Here is a 20,380-nt window from a genome sequence, read left to right as displayed (position 1 = left end):
GAGCCGCCTTTCGGGATCAATGGTCTGGATGCAGGGCTGCGCTTTAAAGGCGCGGCGCCTTGGCGTCGATCCGATAATGCGCTTCGGTTGGAACGCAGCCTTGACCGTTTACCGGAATGAGGTCCTGCGGGCAGGCTGAGAACGCGACGATCAAATCCATTTCCGCGCACATCGACACATAGGAGCCCGGTCCCGCCACCGGTGCCTCGAAGGTGACCGAACCGTCTTCGCCGACGGGAATGTTCATGAACAGGTTGAGCGGCGAAGGGGTTTCGGGTGGCGTCAGCCCGACCGCGCCGAGGGCCGTCGCCAGATTGTCGGTGCAGTTGTCATGGTGCCCGACATGGCCCAACTGCTGGTAGCGATAGCGGTCGCAGGCGGCGATCAGCGTATCGTGCACGCCACCCGACGTGTCCTGTATCAGAGTCAGCATCGGACGCCGCCTGTTGCTGCACAGCGTGTCGCCGTTCTGCGGGTTCACCTTGAGCATGGCTCCACGACTGTGCTCCATCGACATGAATTCCGCGATATCGTCGGCGCAGAAGGCCCAGGTGTCCACCACCTGGGTGCCGTGGGTGTTGATGACGGTGATCACCTGGCCTTGGGCAACGCGCGTCGCCACGCCCTGGCGGGCAGGAATGACGTGAATCTGACCGTTACTTGCGTTTGTTGGCATCGTTGAATTCCTTTCGTTCAGCGTCCGCGCGCTTCGTGTTCGACGAAGATATAGCCGAGAAAGTTCAGGAGTACCTGTGCTGCGAGAAAGCCGGTGATGCCCGAAGGGTCGTAGGCCGGGGCCACCTCGACGAGGTCGATGCCGACGACGTCGCCGCGCTTCACAAGGCCCCGGAGCATTTCCATTACTTCATAATACAGGAAGCCGCCATGGCTAGGCGTGCCAGTGCCCGGCGCAATCGACGGATCGAAACCGTCGATGTCGATCGTCACATAGTAGCGTACGCCTTCCGGAATGGTCGCCAGAACACCTTCGACCCCGAGCTTGCGCGCCTGGCGGACGGAAAGGATCGTCGAGCCGCGTTGGCGCGCATCCTCGTAACCGTCGCGGGCGGTCGAAGAGACGTTGCGGATGCCGATCTGGCTGAGACCGCTGACATGCGACTGTTCGGCCGCGCGGCGCATCGGATTGCCGTGTCCTTCGCGCACGCCATGACGCACGTCGACAAAGTCGAGATGCGCATCGATCTGCACGATGTGAATGGGGCCATGTTCGCTGAACGCCCTGACGCAGGGAATGTTGATGGCATGGTCGCCGCCCAGAACGACGGGCAGCGCTCCGCGTTCAAGAATCTTGCGGACCGCCATTTCCGTATTCGCGTGGCTGGCCACGGTATCGGTATGCACGATATCCGCGTCGCCTATATCGACGATCCGCACCTTGTCGAGCGGCAGATAGATCTGGTCGTCCTCATGGTCGTAAGCGCCGGCATGACCGAAGGAAAACAGCGTCGAGGCCTCGCGGATGGCGCGGGGGCCGAAACGTGCACCGGAGCGGTACTGGGTCCCCATGTCGAAGGGCACACCCAGCACGGCGACATCCGCGTCGATCTTGTCCCAATCAAGGCAGATCGGCCGTTTACCGAAGGTGCTAAGCCCAACGAAGGGGAGATCGAGCCGCCCACCCTCATACCCGTGTCCAGACATCGAAACTCTCCCTTTCGGATAACCCTCACGCCATCCGGCAGCGACCTTCGATATGAGCCGAAGCGCTTAAGCTGGAGTGAAGCACGACAGGCCTGCGGTCTGTCTGCCTCGTGGCTAGCATGGTCCCGCCACTCCTATCCATCACGAGTATCGGGCGTTCATATCGATTTATCCGGAAATTGGCCCTATTAGGGTTAGAACAAGAGCAGCCCGAAATCGATGGAAGGAAGACTCCCGCTCCGCCGGTGAGCGCTGTCGTTCGAGCTTGCTGTGCCCGAGCAGCACCTGGATGACGCTGATGTCGACATCCTGCTCAAGCAGGTGAGTGGCGAAGCTGTGCCGGAGAGTATGCGGGCTGAGAACGTTCTCACCGCTCCCAAAGCAATATCTCTTGTCAGCCGAGATTTGACGGCCGCGTCTCGCTATTGACGCACAGCTGAAGCAGGCCTACTGGTACATATACCGGACCACTAGACCTCTTCGGATGTAAGGACGGATGGACTTACGAGCGATTCTGACCGACGACGGGAGTGCGCTTGGCGGCGTGCCGAAGCATTCGATGAAGGACTTCGTCGTCCAGAAGATCGCGACATTCATTGCGACCGGCATTCTTGACGTGGGGGACCCGTTGCCAAGCGAGCGTGAACTTGCGGGCGCTTTGTCGGTAAGCCGCGAGACGGTGCGCGGCGCGATCCTGATCCTTTCCACAAAGGGCATCCTTTCCGTCGCCCAGGGCACGCGGACAGTGGTGGCCTCGACGGAAGTCGGGGAACTCGCGGTTCAATCGGCCCGCTATCGCGACATTTCCAGATACAGTCTTGACGACGTGCATGAGGCGCGGTTGCTGATCGAAGATCAGGTGGCGCGGGCCGCGGCCGTCCGGGTTGAAGCCGCGACGCTCGAGACCCTGCAAAAGTCGATCGAGGCGCAGGAAGCGGCGATCGACGATCCCGTTCGCTTCCTCATTTGCGATCGCGAATTTCACACGGCCATCTATCGGGCGGGCGGCAATGCCGCGCTGGCGGATATCGCCGCCGATCTCTATTCCTACCTTCTCGACCATCGGCGGCGAGCAGTCGCCCAGCCTTCAAGCATCGCAACGAGCATCGCCGATCACCGTGCCATTCTTGCGGGACTTGAGGCGCGCGATTCCGAGGCGGCCGCAAGGGCCTTCGCGATCCACGAAACACGCATCTACACCACGACCAAGCAGCTTTTAACGCAATCCGCTCGAAAGGGATAAGAATAGGGGCGGATTGCCGGGCAACCATGCAGCACAACAGGAGGAGTTCCCATGCTGACAAGACGCCTTTTTGCCACCGCAGCCCTCGCGGGCGTTGTCGCGCTGACCGGCATTGCCGGGACGGCGACCGCCGCTCTCGCCGAATCCAAGGAGTTGGTCTATCTGACTCCAGGCCTTGATCTTGCCTTCTGGCGATACCTCTCCAAGGGCATCGAGAATGTCGCAACCAAGGGAGGCTACACCTATCAGGCGCTGGATTCGGGCAACAATGCCCAGACCCAGCTTAAAAATGCCAAGGACGCGATCGCCCGCGGCGTCGCCGGGATTATCATCTCTCCGACAGACAGTTCAACCGCGCCGGCCGTGCTCGATCTCGCCAAGCAGGCGAACATTCCCGTGGTCATCGCCGACATCGGCACGGACAGCGGCGACTATGTGTCCTTCATCATCTCTGACAATTATCAGGGCGCGAACGGCGTCGGCAAAGCGCTGGCCGAGGCAATGAAGGCCGCCGGCAAGCAGGACGGCAGCGTGGGCATTGTCGGCATCAGCCAGGCCCGCCTCAACGGCCAGGCCCGCACCAAGGGCTTCAAGGACGCGATGACAGAGGCTGGCATCACCAAGGAAGCCGGGCTGCAGCAGATGCAGACCTACACCGCGGACGAAACCTTCAAGTTCACGCAGGATATGACGACCGCGAATCCGGACATGAAGGGCCTCTTCGTCCAGACCGACGGCCCGACGCTGGGCGCCTTGCAGGCAATCAAGGCGGCCCGCCTCACCGGCGACGTGCTGGTTGCCGGTTTCGACGGCGTGCCGGAATTCGTGCCGTTGCTGCAGTCGGGCGAACTGGTCGTTTCGGGCATGCAGCAGCCGTATCTGATGGGCCAGGAATCGGGACGCGCGATGGTCGACCATCTCGGCGGCAAGACTCCCGAAAAGAAAATCCTCGTGCCGATCAAGATCGTGACCAGCAAGAACATCGAGCAGGAGCTTCCAACCATCAAGGAAACGGTCTTCGCCAACGAGATGTAATCGGGGCCTGGCCGACATAGGCCGTCCGGGGGCACCCTCCCCCGGACGCTTTATTCGTACCACTTGGAGTGTGTCCTCGGATGGTAGACAGCAGCAAGATTCCCGAGCCGCTTCTCGTGGCTCGTGGCGTCACCCGCCTGTTTGGGAACGCCTACGCGCTCAGCAACGCGTCGATAGCGCTCTGCCGGTACGAGATCTGCGGATTGCTGGGCGCGAACGGCGCGGGAAAATCGACGCTGTCACGGATCGTTTGCGGACACCTGCCGCCTTCATCGGGCGAGATACTCTTCAAGGGTGCTCCCTTGACCGTCGGATCCGCGCGCGACGCGCTGCGTTCCGGCATTGCCCTCGTGGCACAGGAAACCAGTCTGGCGCCCGACATGAGCGTGCTGGAGAATATCTTCCTACCCAGCTACGCGATGCCGGGCCGTCTGTCTTTCAGCCAGTTGCGACACAGGGCGCAGACCATCCTGTCGGAACTTGGCCACGACCACGTACTGCCACTCGACATCGAGGTGCGCCGGCTCTCGGCAGCGCAACGCCAACTCGTCGAAATAGCCAAGGCGTTGGCCCTCAACGCCGATCTTGTCATCTTCGACGAGCCGACGGCCTCCCTCTCGCCGATCGAGGTTGACCGGCTGTTCGAGATCATGGGACGGCTGAAAAACAGCGGGAAGGCACTCGCCTTCGTGTCGCATCGGCTCGAGGAGGTCTTCGCAGTCACCGATCGCGTCACAATCCTGCGCGAGGGCAAGACCGTGGCCGAAAGCGTGCCTACGGCGGGGCTCACGCAGGCCGACGTCATCCGCCACATGGTGGGACGCGACATCGGAAATGTGTATCGAAAGGCCGTCTCGCGAGTGACCACTAACGAGCAGCCGGTGGCTCTGGAGGTAATTGGGCTCAAAGCCCCGCCTTTCGTGCGTGACGTCTCGTTCACGGTGCGCAGGGGTGAAATTCTCGGCCTCGGCGGGCTTGTCGGAGCTGGACGCTCGGAGAGCGCCGAAGCGATATTCGGACTGCGCCACCGCAGCCGCGGGCGCGTCCTTGTCGGCGGCAAGGAGATTGCCCCCAACAGCCCTATCGCGGCAATCCGCGCCGGTCTCGGAATGGTCGCCGAGGACCGGCGGGCCCAGAACATCGTGCCCGACATGACGGTCGGCGAAAATCTCTTCCTCGCCCAGATGGGCAAGCACAGGGGTTTCGGGCGAGGCCATTCGGCGCGCCGCAAGCAGGCCAGCGAGCTGATTTCGCGTCTCGACCTTCCGACCGACCGCATGGATGCAAACCTTCTGCACTTCTCCGGCGGCATGCAGCAGAAGATCATTATCGCGCGCTGGCTGCTGATCGAGCCCGAAGTGCTCATCCTCGACGAGCCTACGAAAGGCGTCGACATAGGGACACGCCAGGCAATCTACGAGCTGCTGCGCGAGGTGGCCGAAAGGGGGATAGCCGTAGTCGTGATCTCCTCGGATTTCCAGGAATTACTGGGGATCTGCGAGCGGGTCGTCGTGGTGAGTGACGGCTATACCATCGCCGACCTGCCCGCCTCGCGACTGAGCGAAGAGAGCCTGACGCTGCTCGCCGCGCCCCGAAGCTCAGCCGAGCGCAACACGGCATTCCTGCGCGATCTTGTCGCCAGCCATGGCGGCACGGCATTTTGGGGATTGATCGACGACGACCGGTTCGTCTGCCTCGCCCTCGCCGAGGGTACGCCGGGTGCAACGATGGGACTCGCGGCCGGGCATGTCTATCTTGCGCAGGAGACGGCAATCCCCCTCGCGCTTGGAAGGCGTCAACCCGGCATCGTGACCGAGAATGACGGCCGCTCTACCTTGCTTGCACCACTGTCCAATCGCCGAGGGCACGATCTGGGATGGATCGGGCTCAGCCTGCCGGCCGGCTCCAGGCTGCCGGACGCCGGGGCCCTGTCGGCCCGGATCGCCGGCCTGTTCGATACACCTCAAGACGAAAAGATCGACGCATGAACGCGCCCACACGATCCTTTGCGATGCCCAGATTCGCCAGCACGCTTGAGTTCCGGATGCTCTGCCTCGCCATGGTGCTTGCGGTGATCCTGTCGTTCATCTCGCCGCACTTCTTCACCGAGCGGAACATGTTCAACATACTCGACCAATCGGTGGTGCTTGGCATAGTTGCCGTCGGCATGACCCTGGTGATCCTGACTGGCGGCATCGACCTTTCCGTCGGGTCGGTCGCGGGCGTGACCGGCATCATCCTCGCCCTACTCCTGAAGGAATTCCCCATTCCGGTGGCGATCGCGCTCGCCATAGGTTGCGGCGCCCTGATCGGGCTTTTCTCCGGCGTTCTCATCGCAGTGTTCGGCCTGGCGCCCTTCGTGGTGACGCTCGGGGTCATGGCGATGGGGCGCAGTCTCGCCTACATCGTGTCGGGACAGCGCTCGATTTCGGGACTGCCCATGGGGCTGCAGAATATCGTCTACACGAACCTGCTGGGCATCCCCGCCAACGTCATCTTCCTCATCGCGCTCTACCTCGCCACCTGGGCGTGGCTGACATATTCCAAGGGCGGGCGAACCATCTACGCGGTCGGCTCGAACATCGAAGCCGCCCGGGCGGCCGGCCTCAACACCCTCTTCTACTCGATCTTTCCCTACGTGGCGTCCGGTGCCCTTTCGGCGACGGCGATGACCTTTTCGCTGGCGCAGATCATGTCGGCTGACCCGATCGGGGGGAACCAGCTTGAACTCGACGCCATCGCGGCCGTGGTCATCGGTGGCGCGAGCCTCTACGGCGGACGAGGCACGATATTCGGCACGCTGATGGGGGTTCTGATCATGGTGATGATCCGCAATGGCCTCAACCTGCTCGGCGTCTCGCCGTTCTGGCAGGGGACCGCCATCGGCGCCATCATCATCCTCGCCTTGCTGGCCGAGCGCCTCATCACCTGGAAATCGCGCCGCGTTTGAGACCGGGAGAATCCTATGACACAGTCCGATCCTTCCCGCGCCGTCCGCCTCTACGGCACCGAAGAACTACCGGCAGAGGAGCGGCTACTGAGCGCCGGGCCCCTCAGCGTGCTTTTCGACGGCGCGAACCTGCGCGACTGCCGCATGCATGGCGAAGAGGTGATCCGCGCAATCTCGTTCGTGGTCCGCGACAAGGACTGGGCGACGCTCATTCCGAAGATCACCGACCTGGTCGTCGAAAAGGACGACGATCGCTTTCGTGTGGCCTATCGCGCAAGCGTTGCCAGCAAAGGCGAGACCTTCGGCTATGACGTGGGCATCGCTGGTACCGCGGCAGGCGTTCTGACCTATTCGGCTCGCGGAACCACGCCGACCGGGCTTCTCACGAACCGGACCGGCTTTGTCGTCCTGCATCCCATAGAGGGCATAAGCGGCGCGGCCGCCACGATCACGCACACAAGCGGCGAGAGGGTCGAGACACGGTTTCCTGTGGAGATCGATCCGGTGCAGCCGATGATGGATCTGCGTGAAATCTCGCACCGTACTCCCGGCGGGCTGGAGGTCAGCTGCCTTATGGAGGGCGACGCGTTCGAGATGGAGGACCAGCGGAACTGGACCGACGCCTCCTACAAGACCTATGTTCGTCCCCTCGCTCTGCCCTGGCCATACAGGATCGAGCCCGGCGAGGTCGTCGAACAGAAGATCACCCTGACCGTCAAGGGCTCTCCCAAGGGTCCGTCGCGTCAGGCGGGAGGCATCGCCGCCCTGACGCTCGGCGAGGCGGCGGACGCGATTCCACCTCTCGGCGTCGGATTGCATCCCGATGACGCTTCGGCCGCATTGCGGCATGTCGAGACGCTTGCCCAGCTCGGCGTCGCCCATGTCATCTGCCATTACGATCCGCGGCTCGGCCATGATGCCGAAACGCTGGCGAGGCAGGTCGAGATCGCCATCGCAATGGGCGCCCAACCCTGGCTCGAAGCAGTGGTCGAGCATGCCGACGATGCTGGCGCCGCGGCGGAAATCGACTCCCTGGGCAAGGTGGCCGCGAGGCTCGATCATCGCTTCACGACGGTTCTGGTGTCGCCCGCACCCGATCTTAAATGCACGCTGCCCGGCAGCATCTGGCCGCCAGCGCCGGATGCGGCGAAGCTCTATACGGCCGCGCGCGCGGCCTTCCCCGGATCTCGCATCGGCGGAGGCATGTTCAGCTTCTTCACCGAGCTCAACCGCAAACGTCCCCCGGCCGAGGCGATAGACCTCGTGACATTCACGACGGCGGCGATCTTCCACGCTGGTGACGACCGCTCCTTGATGGAGACGCTCGAATGCCTGCCGCATATTGCCAGGACCGTGCCGGCGATCGCCAAGGGCCGCCCATATTCCGTTGGGCCGTCCGCAATCGGGTTGCGCGACAATCCCTATGGTGAAGCGCCGGTCGCCAATCCCGCCAACATCCGGCAGGCGGTCAATTTCAATGATCCGCGCCAGCGGGGCGTCATGGGAGCGGCCTGGAACCTCGGCTACTTCGCCGCCTTCGCGGAAGGCGGCGCGGCGGCCATCGCGCTCGGCGCCGCGGTCGGCCCGTTCGGCGTCCTCTCCGTGCCGACGTCATTTCCGCAGCCCTGGTTCGAAGGCAAGGGCGAGCTCTATCCTGTCTGGCACATCGTGCGAGGCCTGGCGAAGCTCAAAGGCTGCCCGCTCCGTCCGCTGCGATCGTCGGTCCCTGGCGCAGTGCGAGGAATCGCGGCGGTTACCGAAAAAGGCACCGAGCTGTGGTTATGCAACCCCTCGCCCAACGCGCTGGAGGTGCGCCTCCCCGAAGGCTTCGCGCGCGCTGCAATTCTTGACGCCTCATCTTTCGTCGCGGCATCGCGCCAACCGGATCTGCTCGATCGGCTGACGCATGACGGAACGCAAACCCTGTCGCTCGAAGCCTACGCAGTCGTGCGCGCGCTCAGGCAGGTCTGAAGCGGCATCACAAACCAGTCCCGGAAGAGAACGGAGCATCCATGCATATACTCATCATTGGCGCTGGTGGAATGATCGGCCGCAAACTCGCGGCCGAGCTTTCGCGGACAGCATCGCTTGGAGATCGAAAGATCGACCGGATGACGCTGGCGGACGTGACGAAGCCGCCGGTGCCAACCGGTGACATAGGTTTTGTCGAAGCCATTGCCGCCGATATTTCCGCTCCCGGCGCAGCGCAGGATCTGGCCGCGCGCCGCGCGGATGTGATCTTCCATCTCGCGGCCATCGTGTCCGGCGAAGCGGAACGCGATTTCGAGAAGGGCTATCGCATCAATATGGACGGCACGCGCGCTCTTTTCGAGGCGATCCGGCTGGAAGGAACCCGGCGGAAATATATCCCCAGGCTGGTGTTCACCTCCTCGGTTGCTGTCTATGGCGCGCCTCTGCCCGACCCTATTCCCGACGACTACATCCTTGCCCCGCTGACCAGCTACGGCACCCAGAAGGCGATATCCGAGCTGTTGCTGGCCGACTACTCGCGCCGCGGCTTCCTCGACGGCGTCGGGATACGCCTGCCGACGATCGTCATTCGGCCCGGCACTCCCAACGCGGCAGCCTCGGGCTTCTTCTCCGGCATCCTGCGCGAGCCACTCGCCGGGCAGCGCTCCGTGCTGCCGGTGAAGGAGACCGTCAAGCATTGGCTGGCGAGCCCGCGCTCGGCGGTAGCCTTCCTCATCCATGCCGCGATGCTCGATACATCCGCGCTGGGCGCCCGGCGCACGCTGAACATGCCGGGTGTCGCGGCCACGGTCTCCGACCAGATTGCCGCGCTCCGCCGCGTGGCAGGGGCCGAAGCCGAGGCGTTGATAGACCGCACGCCGGACGAGGCGATCGAGGCCATTATTGCCGGGTGGCCGAAATCCTTCACGCCCAGGCTGGCCACCAGTCTGGGCTTTGTGGCCGAAAGCACGGTCGACGAACTGATCGCGGTTTACCTGGCGGACGACGCCCCGAAGACCATCCCTTAACCGTTAGGGCATGGTCGCCAAAGTTCCGTGAAAGTTGAAACTGGGAAATTCCGATGCTTCTGGGCTGCATAGGCGATGATTTCACCGGGTCTTCCGACCTGGCCAACACGCTTGCCAAGGGGGGCATGCGCACGGTCCAGTACAACGGCGTTCCCAACACCGCCTCCGACCGCTCGGTCGACGCGGGCGTCGTTGCCCTGAAGACCAGAACGATATCCGCCTCGGAGGCGGTGAAGCAGTCGCTCGCGGCGTTGGAGTGGCTTCGACGCCAAGGCTGCCGCCAATATCTGTTCAAGTACTGCTCGACATTCGACTCGACGCCCGAAGGCAATATCGGTCCCGTGCTGGACGCTCTTGGCGACGCGTTGGGAGCGGCACGCGCGATCGTCTGTCCGGCGTTTCCCGCAACCGGCCGGTCGATCTACCAGGGGCATCTTTTCGTCAACGATCGGCTGTTGAGTGAATCCGGCATGGAGAAACATCCGCTTACGCCGATGACGGATCCCGATCTGCGGCGTTGGCTTGCGCGACAGACCGCGCGCGGGATCGGCCATGTCCCCTACGATGTCGTAGCGGGAGGCCCCCTCCCGATCAGGGATGCTCTGGAGGCGGCATCTGCCAGCGGCTCTCGCTACGTCGTGGTCGATGCCATTCTGGACAAGGATCTTGTCGCCATTGGCGAGGCTGCCGAAGCGGATATCCTGCTCAGCGGCGGTTCGGGAATCGCCCTTGGACTTCCGGCCAACTTTCGTCGGGCCGGGTTGATCGGCACGGCGGCCACGCATTGGATGGGAATACAGGGGCCGGCGGCCGCGCTTTGCGGTTCGTGCTCGACCATGAGCCGGCGCCAGATTGCCGAGCACCGGAAAAGCCATCCGACGCGCGTTGTGGAGGTGGATGCAGTCGTGGACGGCACGGCCAATCCTGTTGAATATGCCGAGTGGGCGATCGACCGCCAGCACCACGGCTTGCCACTGGTGTTCTCGTCGGCCGAGCCCGAAGCCGTCGCCGCCGCACAGAACCGCTACGGGAAGGAGCGCGTCGCGACGGCGGTTGAAGGTTTTTTCGGCGAACTGGCGCGTCAGCTTTCGGCGCGTGGCGTACGCCGGCTGGTTACGGCGGGCGGCGAGACATCGGGGGCCGTCGTATCGGCGCTCAACATTTCGTCATTCGAGATCGGACCCGAGATCGACCCCGGTGTTCCGGCGTTGAAGGCCCGTGACCCGGATATGGTGCTCGCCCTTAAATCGGGCAATTTCGGTTCGGCCGGGTTCTTCGAAAAGGCAGCCGACGTCCTTACGGGAGGCGTTCTACGATGAGCGATGAAACAAGACTCAGGGATCAGATGTGCAGCATCGCTGCGTCCATGTTCGCGCGGGGCCTCACTGCGGGAAGCTCGGGGAACATCTCCGCCCGCCTCGGCGACGGTCGGCTGCTCGTCACGCCGACAGGATCGTCCTTTGGCGCGCTCGACCCCGCCCGCCTGTCGCTCTTCGACGCCGAGGGACGGTTCCTGGACGGCGACAAGCCGACGAAGGAGATGCCGCTGCATCAGGCGTTCTACGAGACACGCGGCGCGCGCACCGGAGCGGTCGTCCATCTTCATTCGACCCATTCCGTCGCGGTTTCGCTTCTGCCCGACATCGATCCCGACAGCGTCTTCAAGCCGCTGACGGCCTATTCGATCATGCGGCTGGGAAAGGTGAAACTGCTGCCCTACATCCGGCCCGGCGACCCGGCGATGGGAGACGCCGTGCGCGGACTCGCCGGGAAACGGTCGGCCGTATTGCTGGCCCACCACGGACCCGTCGTCGCCGGCAAGGATCTCGAAGCCGCCGCCTACGCGATGGAGGAACTTGAGGAAACGGCCAAGCTCACGCTTCTCACCCAGGGCTTGCGGCCCAGGATCCTCGCGGCTCCGCAAATTCGCGAGTTGGTGGAACACTTTGACGTGGAGTGGGACGACTGATGCAACTTTCGGCCAATCTGGGATTTCTCTTTCGTAACCTAGCGCTTCCGGATGCGATCCGCGCGGCCAAGCGGCGCGGTTTCGCGGCGGTCGAGATGCATTGGCCGTACGATACCGACGCATCGGTGGTCGCGGCGCTGCTCGCCGAAACCGGTCTTCCGCTGCTTGGCATCAACACGGCCCGGGGGGATGTCGGGGCGGGCGATTTCGGCCTCTCCGCGCTGCCGGGCCGTGAAACGGAAGCGCGCGCGGCGATCGACCAGGCGATTGAATGGGCAGCCGTAACAGGCTGTCGCAACATCCATGTGATGGCAGGAAAGGCAATCGGTGACGAAGCCTTCGCGACGTTCACCGGCAATTTGCGGTACGCTTCGAAGGCGGCGGCACGGCACAACATCGGCATATTGATCGAGCCCCTGAACCCGCGCGATGCGCCGGGCTATTTCCTCTCCGACCTTTCCACCGCATTGCGTGTGATCGATGCGACAGACGGTGCGGTAAAGGTAATGTTCGACTGCTATCACATGCAGATCATTCAAGGCGATTTGCTTAACTCGGTAAGGCAATTTTCCGACAAGATCGGCCATATCCAATTCGCCGCCGTACCGGATCGTAGCGAGCCCGATCACGGCGAGGTGGACTATGGCTGGCTCCTGCGCGCAATCGCGGACGCCGGCTATGATGGCGCATTCGGCGCCGAATATCGCCCCACTACCGACTCGTTCGGATGGATGAAGCGTTTTGACCACTAGAGGCCTGAGTGCGCGTGCTTGGCGCGGCACGCTTTCGGCCCCGGCGGAGCCGATATCCACGCCAGACAGGAGGCGCGAGAATACCCGATCGATAGCGGATCTGCCGCGTTCGGGATGACCTAGGCTAGAAAGCCGACCTTGCGTTCGAGGGGCCAATGCAACTGCCAGGGTCATATGCTGCTATGCTGCGATCAGGGACAAATGTCCCCTTTCAGAAGTTTGCAGTGCAAGTCTGTTGGACTGATATACGGCGCAAAGACGTCGTTCGCGTCATCAGCCGGGGTTGGCGATCTTCTCTGCGCACCGATTGTGGCTGATTGTCCCAGATAGGATTTATATTTGTTATCAGACAGTTACGTCGCGGATTGGCGTGTTTTCGGCGGCGTTTGAGTGGGCCTGAATCACTCCCACTCGATGATCAACCGGACCTTCAACACACTGGTTTTGCAGTCCAATTGCTGCCATAAATTTCCTAATACCGTTCCAAATACCGTCGGATTCTTACGCTGTTGAAAAGGCTACAACAATGTAGTCGCTGTCGCGGCATGCATCCTTTTGACTGCATCATTTCCGTAGCGATTTCGCAGCGCCAAACAGAATGGCGCGTGGGCGCCATTTCCGCCAGCGGATGCGGTAAGCAAACCGACACAGGACAGCGGCTGCTTGGTTTCGCATCCGTTTGGCCCACCGAGCACCGGCGAATTTGCACAATTCGACTGTAGACGACTTTGGACTATTCGCAGCCAGTTGGCGAATGGCCGCAGTCGGGCGCCGAAAGCGGATTGTTAATCAGATTGCCTAAGCGAGATAGCGAACGGATACATCCATGAGCGCCACCGCTGTGCCTCCGCCTGGCGCCCAACGGCTGTTCACTTGTTATTCAAGGCGAGGCCGAAGATGTAAGCTGATCGAAACCTATCCCGGCGAGAGCCATCAAGTCGCTTGGCAGAGCGACGTCGCCCGCCGTTTTCCCATTTTCGCTTGAGATGAATGCGATCAGTGCGCTCACTTCTGCGTTGCTCAAAGTTCCAGGCGCGTTCCTTGGCATATTAGTTTTGATGAAACTGAACAGGGCACTGACGCTGCCAGGGAACCACTTTTGTGTAAAGACAGAGCCTCTAAGGGGGGGGCCGAATCCCCCCGAGAGGTCGGCCTTATGACAAAGCACGCAGGTCGAAAGGAATTTGGTCCGACCGGCCCCAGCCTGATCGGCAGAAAAGGTAAGTGGACCTAATGTCGCCGCGTGGCCATCACCCTCGGGGCGATCGGTTGCTCCATTACTTGGCAATGCAATCACTAAAGCCGCGATTGCCAGGAGCATCGCGCCCAAACAGCGCCTGACACTCATCTCGTCAGCCCCCTTTCATTTTTGAAATGGACAGGAGGCGGGCGGCGGACCTGCAGTTTCTGGCTTTGCACGGAACGGTATTGACATCACGAAGTCGGTCTGGACGAAGTCGTCAAATACATTATTACGCGTAACCTGCAGATTGGCCGATGGGAAGCCTGGCCACGGAACGAGCGTACCGTCAACAGATTTGGCAAGTACAGCACCATCTGGCACGGGTTCTTGGTTAGGCAACCCGATCTGAAACAATCCGGTGTTCAGAGGGTTGAAAAATCGCGGTGATGCGGCTTTCTTGTCCCATCCACCGTATGAATGGCAGCTAATGCACGAGGAGTTTACAAAGCCATTCTCGATATGGGCATCTGAAAGCACAATTGGAGAGCCGGTCGTGTCCACGAAATTGACCTGCGTCCCTCCCAATTTATAGTTCTCCCAAACGGTTCCCGCGAGACTGGCTGGCATTTGCGCTGTGTCGGGATACTCCCTTCCAGGTTGGCTGGGGAGCGGCTTTCCAGCGAATATCTTGTGATGAAAGGTCGCCCAGAACCAGTTTGGAACGTCTTTCGTGAGGATGTGAAGCGTCTGTAGCCCAAAGACGACTTTCGTTGCTCCTGTTGATTGTCCAGAGCTGAGCTGCCCATTCTTCACATAGAGTACTATTGAATAGAAATTGTTTGGAACGCCCGACCCAATCTCGGCATCGGTGAATTGCACCCAAGCAGCTTTGACTTCAATGCTCTCTGGAGGGAAAGTGATCGGTCCGACCGCCTTATCAAGTACCGCCTTAGCGTACCTCGCCAATCCATCTCGACTATACAGACAATTCGTACGAATGAAGTCGAACGTCGCTTTGTTCATATATGTCTCGCCGAGACCGCCTACGCTTCCGATATAGACACCCTCTCCTGATGTATTGAACCTTGCGCTTAATGCGGCTTGTTCATGAAAACCTGGCTGCTGCCCAGGCGCCTGACCAAAAAGATGTCTTTCGTCGTTCGCATCGGTCCAATCGGCCGGGTAACTTCCGTCGTCCTTGAATACCTCGCTATCTGCTAACTTCCACGTCTCCCAAACAGAAGTGGTACCTGGCGCTCCAGGACGGCGCGAACAGTCTGGTACTCCGCGAGATTTAGGGTCTGTCGCGACCGCAGGTTGGACCAACGTAGCGAACAAATCCCAAGCGTGCTTGCTGGGATTATCCATCGCATCGGTGCGTACGGGCGACGGAGGACAAAAATCGGCGGGTGTCGCAGGCGGCTGCCCTGCGGCCACCGCGGGAGCAAGCGCGCAGTCCCAACCAACAAACAATGACAAGCAAGTCGCAGCCTGCATCAATCGACGTCCAAGGACGCTGACCATAGCACTCTCCCGAAGTATTAAGTCTTGTCAGTAAAGCGCGCTGCCAAGAGCTTCCATGACCTGGAACATTAAATGGGCAACAATATATAATGCCGGACTAGACGCCAAAGCCAAAAGCGCCCCCCCTGCGGTATGACCATATCCCTCAGAGTCGATTGACGCAATACCGCTTGCACGCGACGACAAAAAGATTAATTGTCAGGGCAGAGACTATAATACAGGCACGTGCGTTCGCGACGGGCATACGTACACTTATTAACTGAGGAGAAGGGCAAGCACGTCACACCTGCGAGAGAGGCACATAACCTTGGGAGGGATTGGAATGCAGGTATTTGCTGGATTGGCTGCGATTGGCTTTTTTGTGATAGAGGTACTGTCAGTCACGCCTGCAGCGGCGGGAGGACTGGGGAATATCGAGCGCCTCCAGAACGAGGTGCAAGACATCGTGAAGCGGGCGAAACTGCCCGACGCCGATCAGAAGTTGATACTCAATTCGATTCGTGTGGACCCTCGCATCGTTGGCGGCGAGGCGGTGGATTTCAAGCAAAATGAGTGGCAGGTTGGGCTTGTAAGGGCGGTCGCCCCCGATCCACAACGGTTCCTGTTTTGCGGCGGGTCGCTTGTGGCGCCAGGCTGGGTCCTAACGGCGGCGCACTGCGTCGACAACTTCATCGTGAACAAGAACCCAGCCGCGCTAGACGTCGTCGATGGCACGAGTTTCCTGCCTGCTGGCGGCGAGCGTCTCAAGGTAACCAACATCATCATCCATCCGAAATGGGACTCGCAGCTTAACGAGTACGATTTCGCACTACTTCAGTTGGCGCGGGACGCGAGGATGGGCCGACCGATTGCGCTGATCCCAGAGGGTTCAAGTTACCACGGGACGGCCTACGTTACGGGTTGGGGAGCGATCTTCCAAGGCGGAAATACGACGACCGACCTGCTCGGTGCAACCGTGCCCATAGTGCCGAATGATGCGTGCAATGCGAAGGACAGTTACAACGGACGAATTACCTCGGCGATGATATGCGCTGGCAAGGAGGACGGCGGCGTCGATTCTTGTCAAGGCGATAGCGGAGGGCCACTAAGTGCCGTTGTAGACGGGAAGCGCCAGCTCGTCGGCGTTGTGAGCTGGGGCGAGGGTTGCGCCAAACGCCTGAAATATGGCGTCTACGCCAACGTCGCGGTTGCAACCGTGTGGATAGCCAACACGCTGGCGCGCTGAGCTATTAGTCCGGGCTTGAAGCGAGTGACTCCGTTGACGGGACTATTCGGTTGTCACCTTGCCCGTTGATTTTAGGGGCAAGGTCAGGTGTTGCGAACGTTGGTCCGCCTAGCGCAGGACCGAGTCCGGTCTACGGCTTTGCAGCTGGATCGAGAACAAGAACAAACGCGGTTAGGAGGATCATGCAAGCCGACCGCTATTGGAGCGGACGGCCTTTGTTGAACATTTGGTTAAGCTCCTGAAGCGGAGGCGCATTGAGGTTTGATCGGGTTAGCGCGTCGGTTTCCTGTGCTGCCTTCAACTTGTTTTGTAGCGCTCTTTTGAGCGCCGCCCATTGCGCGGCATCGAGCTTCCCAGCCGATTCCGCGCTTTGGGCATAGTTTCGCACCGCCGCTGCATAGACGAGCGACGGTGTGTTCGGATCGGTGGCGACGGTGAGTGCGTAGGACGTGAATGTCGGATCATATTGACCAAGCACTTGAGCCGCCGCGGCTCGAAGAGCGGGCTCCGCCTGGTCGTTGAGAAAAATCTTGTTGCGAATCAAAGGTCGGTCTCCTGGAATTGAGCCAAGAACCGCCACGGCAGCCAGTCGCGCTTCCGCGGGCCCCTTATCCAGAAAATCCAAAAGGCAGGCACGCGAACGCGCCTCAGGTGCTTGCGTGCAAAGTTCGGCCGCTTGCTTTGGTGTGACCGCTCCATTGGCTAGGGCCTCCGCCAGCAAGGGCGAGGCTTCCTCCGCGGAGGACCTCACCAGCGTCTTTAAGGCGAGCATACCTGCCTCGGATCGACTTTGGCGAGTTGCCAGCCTCAATGCGTCGAGCGCCACCTTGTGCTGGTTTTGAACGTAGCTTCCCCATATTGTGCCCGGGTGCATCGCGGGGTCGTGATTGCCGGCGTCGTGACCGGCCATGACGACCGAGTTAGCCAAGATTCCGACTGCGGATTTTCGCACGTCTTCGACGGGATCCGTTACCAACTCCGCAGCGACGGGCAGAGCCGCGTCTTCGGAAATCAACGCAAGACCTTCGAGCGCCTTGCTGCGTGTTCCTGGATCAAAATTCGTGTTTGCGGCGGTGACGCGCAGTCTTTCGATCTCGCCTGCGTTCTCCAGGAGATACGCCCTGACACGCGGATCGGGATTGGGGGGCTGGCCCAACTGGGCCAGGCACGGCGCAGCCAAAAGCCAAGCGCTAACCAAGGCGGAAACGAAGATGCGGCTGTTATTGTTGCCACCCATGTAGGTCATTTGAGAGGCCGTCCGAGATAGTCGATGTCGTCGTAGCAATATCCCAGCGCCGAGGAGGCCTGTTCGGATCCTAGGTAATCTAGCATTCTTGCTGGCGTGAGCGAAGCGGCCTCGGACTTTGAACTTATTCCGGGCATCTGATGCGACGTGGAAGGCCATCCCGATGCTTCTGCGGGATCTGGGTATCCCCAAGGCCACATCGGATCGTCGGCGTAGGTGCCCTTCCTGTATATGCCCGCATCTGGCCCGGTTCCTGGATATTTCCCCAGGGCTGAGTACGCGTCCTCATCATTCCCGCTGAACCGGGAATAGGTGGCCTGCCAGTGTGCCCAAACCCTATCCACGTTGGCATGCAGCAGGAAGAAGAGTGGGTCGGCGGGCGAGTCGGCCGTGGCAAGCCAGCCGCCCAGGTTTCGATGCACACCGCTATGGAAACTACTCTCGATTTGGCTATGGAATATCACGAACGCGCGGTGGAAGTTCGCCGGTACGGCTGGATCAAGGACGCCTTGGCTTGGCGCCACAGCTGGGTCTCGAATCAGCCGACCCATTTGTGGATCGATCCAGTCGCCTAGACCTGGCCCGCTGACGAACGGCACACCTGGCACAGTCGCTCCCATGAAATCATCGGAAAAAACATGGTCCGCAGGCTCATCGAAGCGCCAATATGGAATGGTCACACGCGGGTCGACCTGCTGGAGGCGACGTTCAAGATCAAGGAGTAGCGCTCGGTGCCATGGCAAAAAAAGTGGCGACCTGTGAATTTCAAGCTGATTGGCCGCTTCATGGATGCGAACGAACGGTTCGTAATCCGACGACGCGGCGCTGTTTTGGATATCGTGAAGCTTCTTCAAAGCGTCCAGAAAAATTTGGACTTCAAATCTCGTCAACGACTCCGCGTTTTTTCGCACCCGCACCATCACGTCCACCGATCCAAGCTCCAGGCCTAGGTCATCAAGCGCGATCACGCGCACGTCTTTGGCGCCAGTGGAGGCCTTCGTCCCCATGATCCAGAACGACGCCCATGCCCCATTCGAGGGAAGGGGCAGACTGAGAGTGGAGGAAGGAGAGTAAGACTTCTTGTCGAGGACTTCGGCTCCGTTTAGCTGGAAGGCCACATTGCCGCTGCTGTCGGTAGAGACAGCAGAGAGGGTTAGATGTTGTTGCGCTGTCGACGACTTGCTTAAGAGTCGAGCTCGCGAGAGAACAGGAGTCCAGCAAATATAAGGACTGCTATCGTGGGCGCCGTCGCCGATTTGTATTTCGACCGACTGAGCCGTTGATCGACCGACGGCGGCAATCGAGATGAGGACGCACCAGAATATTAGGCCGAGAAGAATTCGCATTGCACCCTTGCGATTGGATTGCCACCGTCGAAATCATTGCCCTGGCGCCGTCACTCGCACAACAGTCTCGGCCCCACCGTCGGCGGGCGCATTGAAAAATGTAAGGGTGGCGTCCGCAGTCGTGGGAGGCTTATCGGAAACGAACGAAAAGTTATAGGCCGAACCCCAGCGAACCGCGTTTGCGTTGGTGTCTTCGGAAGATTTGCGCGTTGACCAGATTATCTGGTTGCCTTGAATGCGGCTGTCCCAGGCGTCGTTCGACCATATCTCCCCATTCGAATGTGGAGCTTTGAATGAAGCGCTGCTCTGGTCAATCTGCTGCTCAGGCACTGCAAATGCCTGGACAGCGAGATCGCTGTTCATATTGTACACGGAATAATCGTACCGGAACTTCCCACCGGCGAGGGGCTGGGCCTTGGAGCCTACTAGGATATACGTCTTCACCCCGTTCTCATCAAGATCGACCTCGGAGAGCTGCGCCCCGTACTCTTTCCAGGCGAACAGAGCCGGCTGCATCCGCACCTCCGGGCTTTCGTTTCGCAACACCCACGCTCCAGATCTTAAGATCGGTTTGACTTCCCTATAGGTCACATTGTTACGTGCGTTACCGGCTGTCGCATCGTCGGCGGTGATGTACTGGGCCTCCACGAAATACCGCGCGCCTGGCGTGAGCAGGTCAGCTTCGTCGACGAGCAAGATCCGTTCCGCTGGATCGCTTGGGGGATAGCCGGTCAGATCTTGTGCTTTGGATCCGTCAAATTCAACTTTTGCAGAATTGGTTATTCTGCTCCGAGGCCCAAGATTACGGGGATCTGAATTGAGATCCTCAGTATACAGGTCGGAGCAACCGGGACGCAACTGGCTTCCCCCGGCCCCAGCCTGGCAGGTGCGATGCATTTCCGGTATGCCACCGCAATCGTTCTGATTCGTCGCGTAGAATCCGTGCTTGACCCAAGATTTCGCCAATTGCTCCATCCTTCCATCTGCCAAGCGATAAAAGTTGAGGGTGATGGCTGGATGATGTGTGTCCGGAAGGCGCTGCCAATTGAGTGGCGAATCCCCAATATTGCAGGAATTGGTTGAAGCCGTGAGACCGATCTTCGATCCGAGCCGGCTGTCTTCCCGAGCGTCGTCGATGAATCCCACGATCACATCCGGCCCTGTCGCGGCCGCTTTGAGGTTGCTCGACAGCAGCGAAACGACGACAACCGCGATCCCATATGCTATACGCATGACTTACTCCCGT

17 protein-coding genes and 1 pseudogene are annotated in these 20,380 nt (G+C 60.6%); 10 read left to right on the top strand and 8 right to left on the bottom strand.

Annotated features, from left to right (window positions below):
• Positions 1–43: 43 nt before the first annotated feature.
• The 3 genes and pseudogenes from LB547_RS24105 to LB547_RS24095 form a co-directional block, all read right to left on the bottom strand.
• Entirely contained in the window at positions 44–676 is a 633-nt protein-coding gene (locus tag LB547_RS24105) for a DUF1989 domain-containing protein (protein WP_140762874.1), read from the bottom strand.
• A 17-nt stretch (positions 677–693) separates the two neighbouring features.
• The gene (gene speB / locus LB547_RS24100) at positions 694–1,662 is read right to left on the bottom strand and encodes an agmatinase (RefSeq protein ID WP_140515080.1); all 969 of its coding nucleotides are present in this window, start codon (positions 1,660–1,662) and stop codon (positions 694–696) included.
• Between the two features lie 258 nt (positions 1,663–1,920).
• Positions 1,921–2,052, bottom strand: a pseudogene (locus LB547_RS24095) (tyrosine-type recombinase/integrase); the annotation flags it as partial.
• Between the two features lie 106 nt (positions 2,053–2,158).
• Between LB547_RS24095 and LB547_RS24090 the strand changes: the two are divergent.
• From LB547_RS24090 to LB547_RS24050, 9 genes are all read left to right on the top strand, one after another.
• Positions 2,159–2,905 (top strand): FadR/GntR family transcriptional regulator, encoded by a 747-nt coding sequence (locus LB547_RS24090; protein WP_140649849.1) that lies wholly within the window; start codon positions 2,159–2,161, stop codon positions 2,903–2,905.
• A 51-nt stretch (positions 2,906–2,956) separates the two neighbouring features.
• Entirely contained in the window at positions 2,957–3,940 is a 984-nt protein-coding gene (locus LB547_RS24085) for a substrate-binding domain-containing protein (protein ID WP_140498327.1), read from the top strand.
• Between the two features lie 80 nt (positions 3,941–4,020).
• Entirely contained in the window at positions 4,021–5,928 is a 1,908-nt protein-coding gene (locus tag LB547_RS24080; RefSeq protein ID WP_140685136.1) for a sugar ABC transporter ATP-binding protein, read from the top strand.
• 23 nt (positions 5,929–5,951) lie between these two features.
• On the top strand, positions 5,952–6,890 hold the full coding sequence (locus tag LB547_RS24075) for an ABC transporter permease (protein WP_224619126.1): 939 nt from the start codon (positions 5,952–5,954) through the stop codon (positions 6,888–6,890).
• 15 nt (positions 6,891–6,905) lie between these two features.
• Positions 6,906–8,861, top strand: coding sequence for a hypothetical protein (locus LB547_RS24070; RefSeq protein WP_140524769.1), 1,956 nt, complete (start codon positions 6,906–6,908; stop codon positions 8,859–8,861).
• Between the two features lie 41 nt (positions 8,862–8,902).
• Positions 8,903–9,889, top strand: coding sequence for a D-erythronate dehydrogenase (gene denD, locus LB547_RS24065; protein ID WP_140560426.1), 987 nt, complete (start codon positions 8,903–8,905; stop codon positions 9,887–9,889).
• A gap of 53 nt (positions 9,890–9,942) precedes the next feature.
• Entirely contained in the window at positions 9,943–11,208 is a 1,266-nt protein-coding gene (gene otnK, locus LB547_RS24060; RefSeq protein WP_140560425.1) for a 3-oxo-tetronate kinase, read from the top strand.
• Positions 11,205–11,858 carry a 3-oxo-tetronate 4-phosphate decarboxylase gene (gene otnC / locus LB547_RS24055; protein WP_140762871.1) on the top strand — a complete coding sequence of 218 codons (654 nt, stop codon included), beginning with the start codon at positions 11,205–11,207 and terminating at the stop codon, positions 11,856–11,858. Before otnK ends, otnC begins: the two co-directional genes overlap by 4 nt.
• Positions 11,858–12,610 carry a hydroxypyruvate isomerase family protein gene (locus LB547_RS24050; protein ID WP_140762868.1) on the top strand — a complete coding sequence of 251 codons (753 nt, stop codon included), beginning with the start codon at positions 11,858–11,860 and terminating at the stop codon, positions 12,608–12,610. Before otnC ends, LB547_RS24050 begins: the two co-directional genes overlap by 1 nt.
• An 880-nt stretch (positions 12,611–13,490) precedes the next feature.
• Here LB547_RS24050 and LB547_RS32710 read toward each other — a convergent pair.
• Together LB547_RS32710 and LB547_RS24040 are read right to left on the bottom strand one after the other, a co-directional pair.
• Positions 13,491–13,931 (bottom strand): c-type cytochrome, encoded by a 441-nt coding sequence (locus tag LB547_RS32710; protein ID WP_224655936.1) that lies wholly within the window; start codon positions 13,929–13,931, stop codon positions 13,491–13,493.
• 42 nt (positions 13,932–13,973) lie between these two features.
• The gene (locus LB547_RS24040; protein ID WP_140696752.1) at positions 13,974–15,317 is read right to left on the bottom strand and encodes a hypothetical protein; all 1,344 of its coding nucleotides are present in this window, start codon (positions 15,315–15,317) and stop codon (positions 13,974–13,976) included.
• 322 nt (positions 15,318–15,639) lie between these two features.
• Between LB547_RS24040 and LB547_RS24035 the strand changes: the two genes are divergently transcribed.
• Positions 15,640–16,542 (top strand): serine protease, encoded by a 903-nt coding sequence (locus LB547_RS24035; protein ID WP_084015715.1) that lies wholly within the window; start codon positions 15,640–15,642, stop codon positions 16,540–16,542.
• Between the two features lie 196 nt (positions 16,543–16,738).
• On the opposite strand, the gene LB547_RS24030 is transcribed toward LB547_RS24035, so the two are convergent.
• The 3 genes from LB547_RS24030 to LB547_RS24020 are packed head-to-tail and all read right to left on the bottom strand — an operon-like array spanning position 16,739 to position 20,367.
• Complete coding sequence (locus LB547_RS24030) at positions 16,739–17,788, bottom strand: HEAT repeat domain-containing protein (RefSeq protein ID WP_064993455.1); 1,050 nt, start codon at positions 17,786–17,788, stop codon at positions 16,739–16,741.
• Complete coding sequence (locus LB547_RS24025; RefSeq protein ID WP_064993454.1) at positions 17,785–19,134, bottom strand: tyrosinase family protein; 1,350 nt, start codon at positions 19,132–19,134, stop codon at positions 17,785–17,787. The genes LB547_RS24030 and LB547_RS24025 overlap by 4 nt, the downstream gene beginning before the upstream one ends.
• A 33-nt stretch (positions 19,135–19,167) precedes the next feature.
• Positions 19,168–20,367 (bottom strand): hypothetical protein, encoded by a 1,200-nt coding sequence (locus LB547_RS24020; RefSeq protein WP_064993453.1) that lies wholly within the window; start codon positions 20,365–20,367, stop codon positions 19,168–19,170.
• Between the last annotated feature and the right edge of the window lie 13 nt (positions 20,368–20,380).

The organism is Mesorhizobium sp. B264B1B (assembly GCF_020165765.1).
Lineage (GTDB): Bacteria > Pseudomonadota > Alphaproteobacteria > Rhizobiales > Rhizobiaceae > Mesorhizobium.
This window is presented reverse-complemented; position numbering and strand designations above follow the sequence as displayed.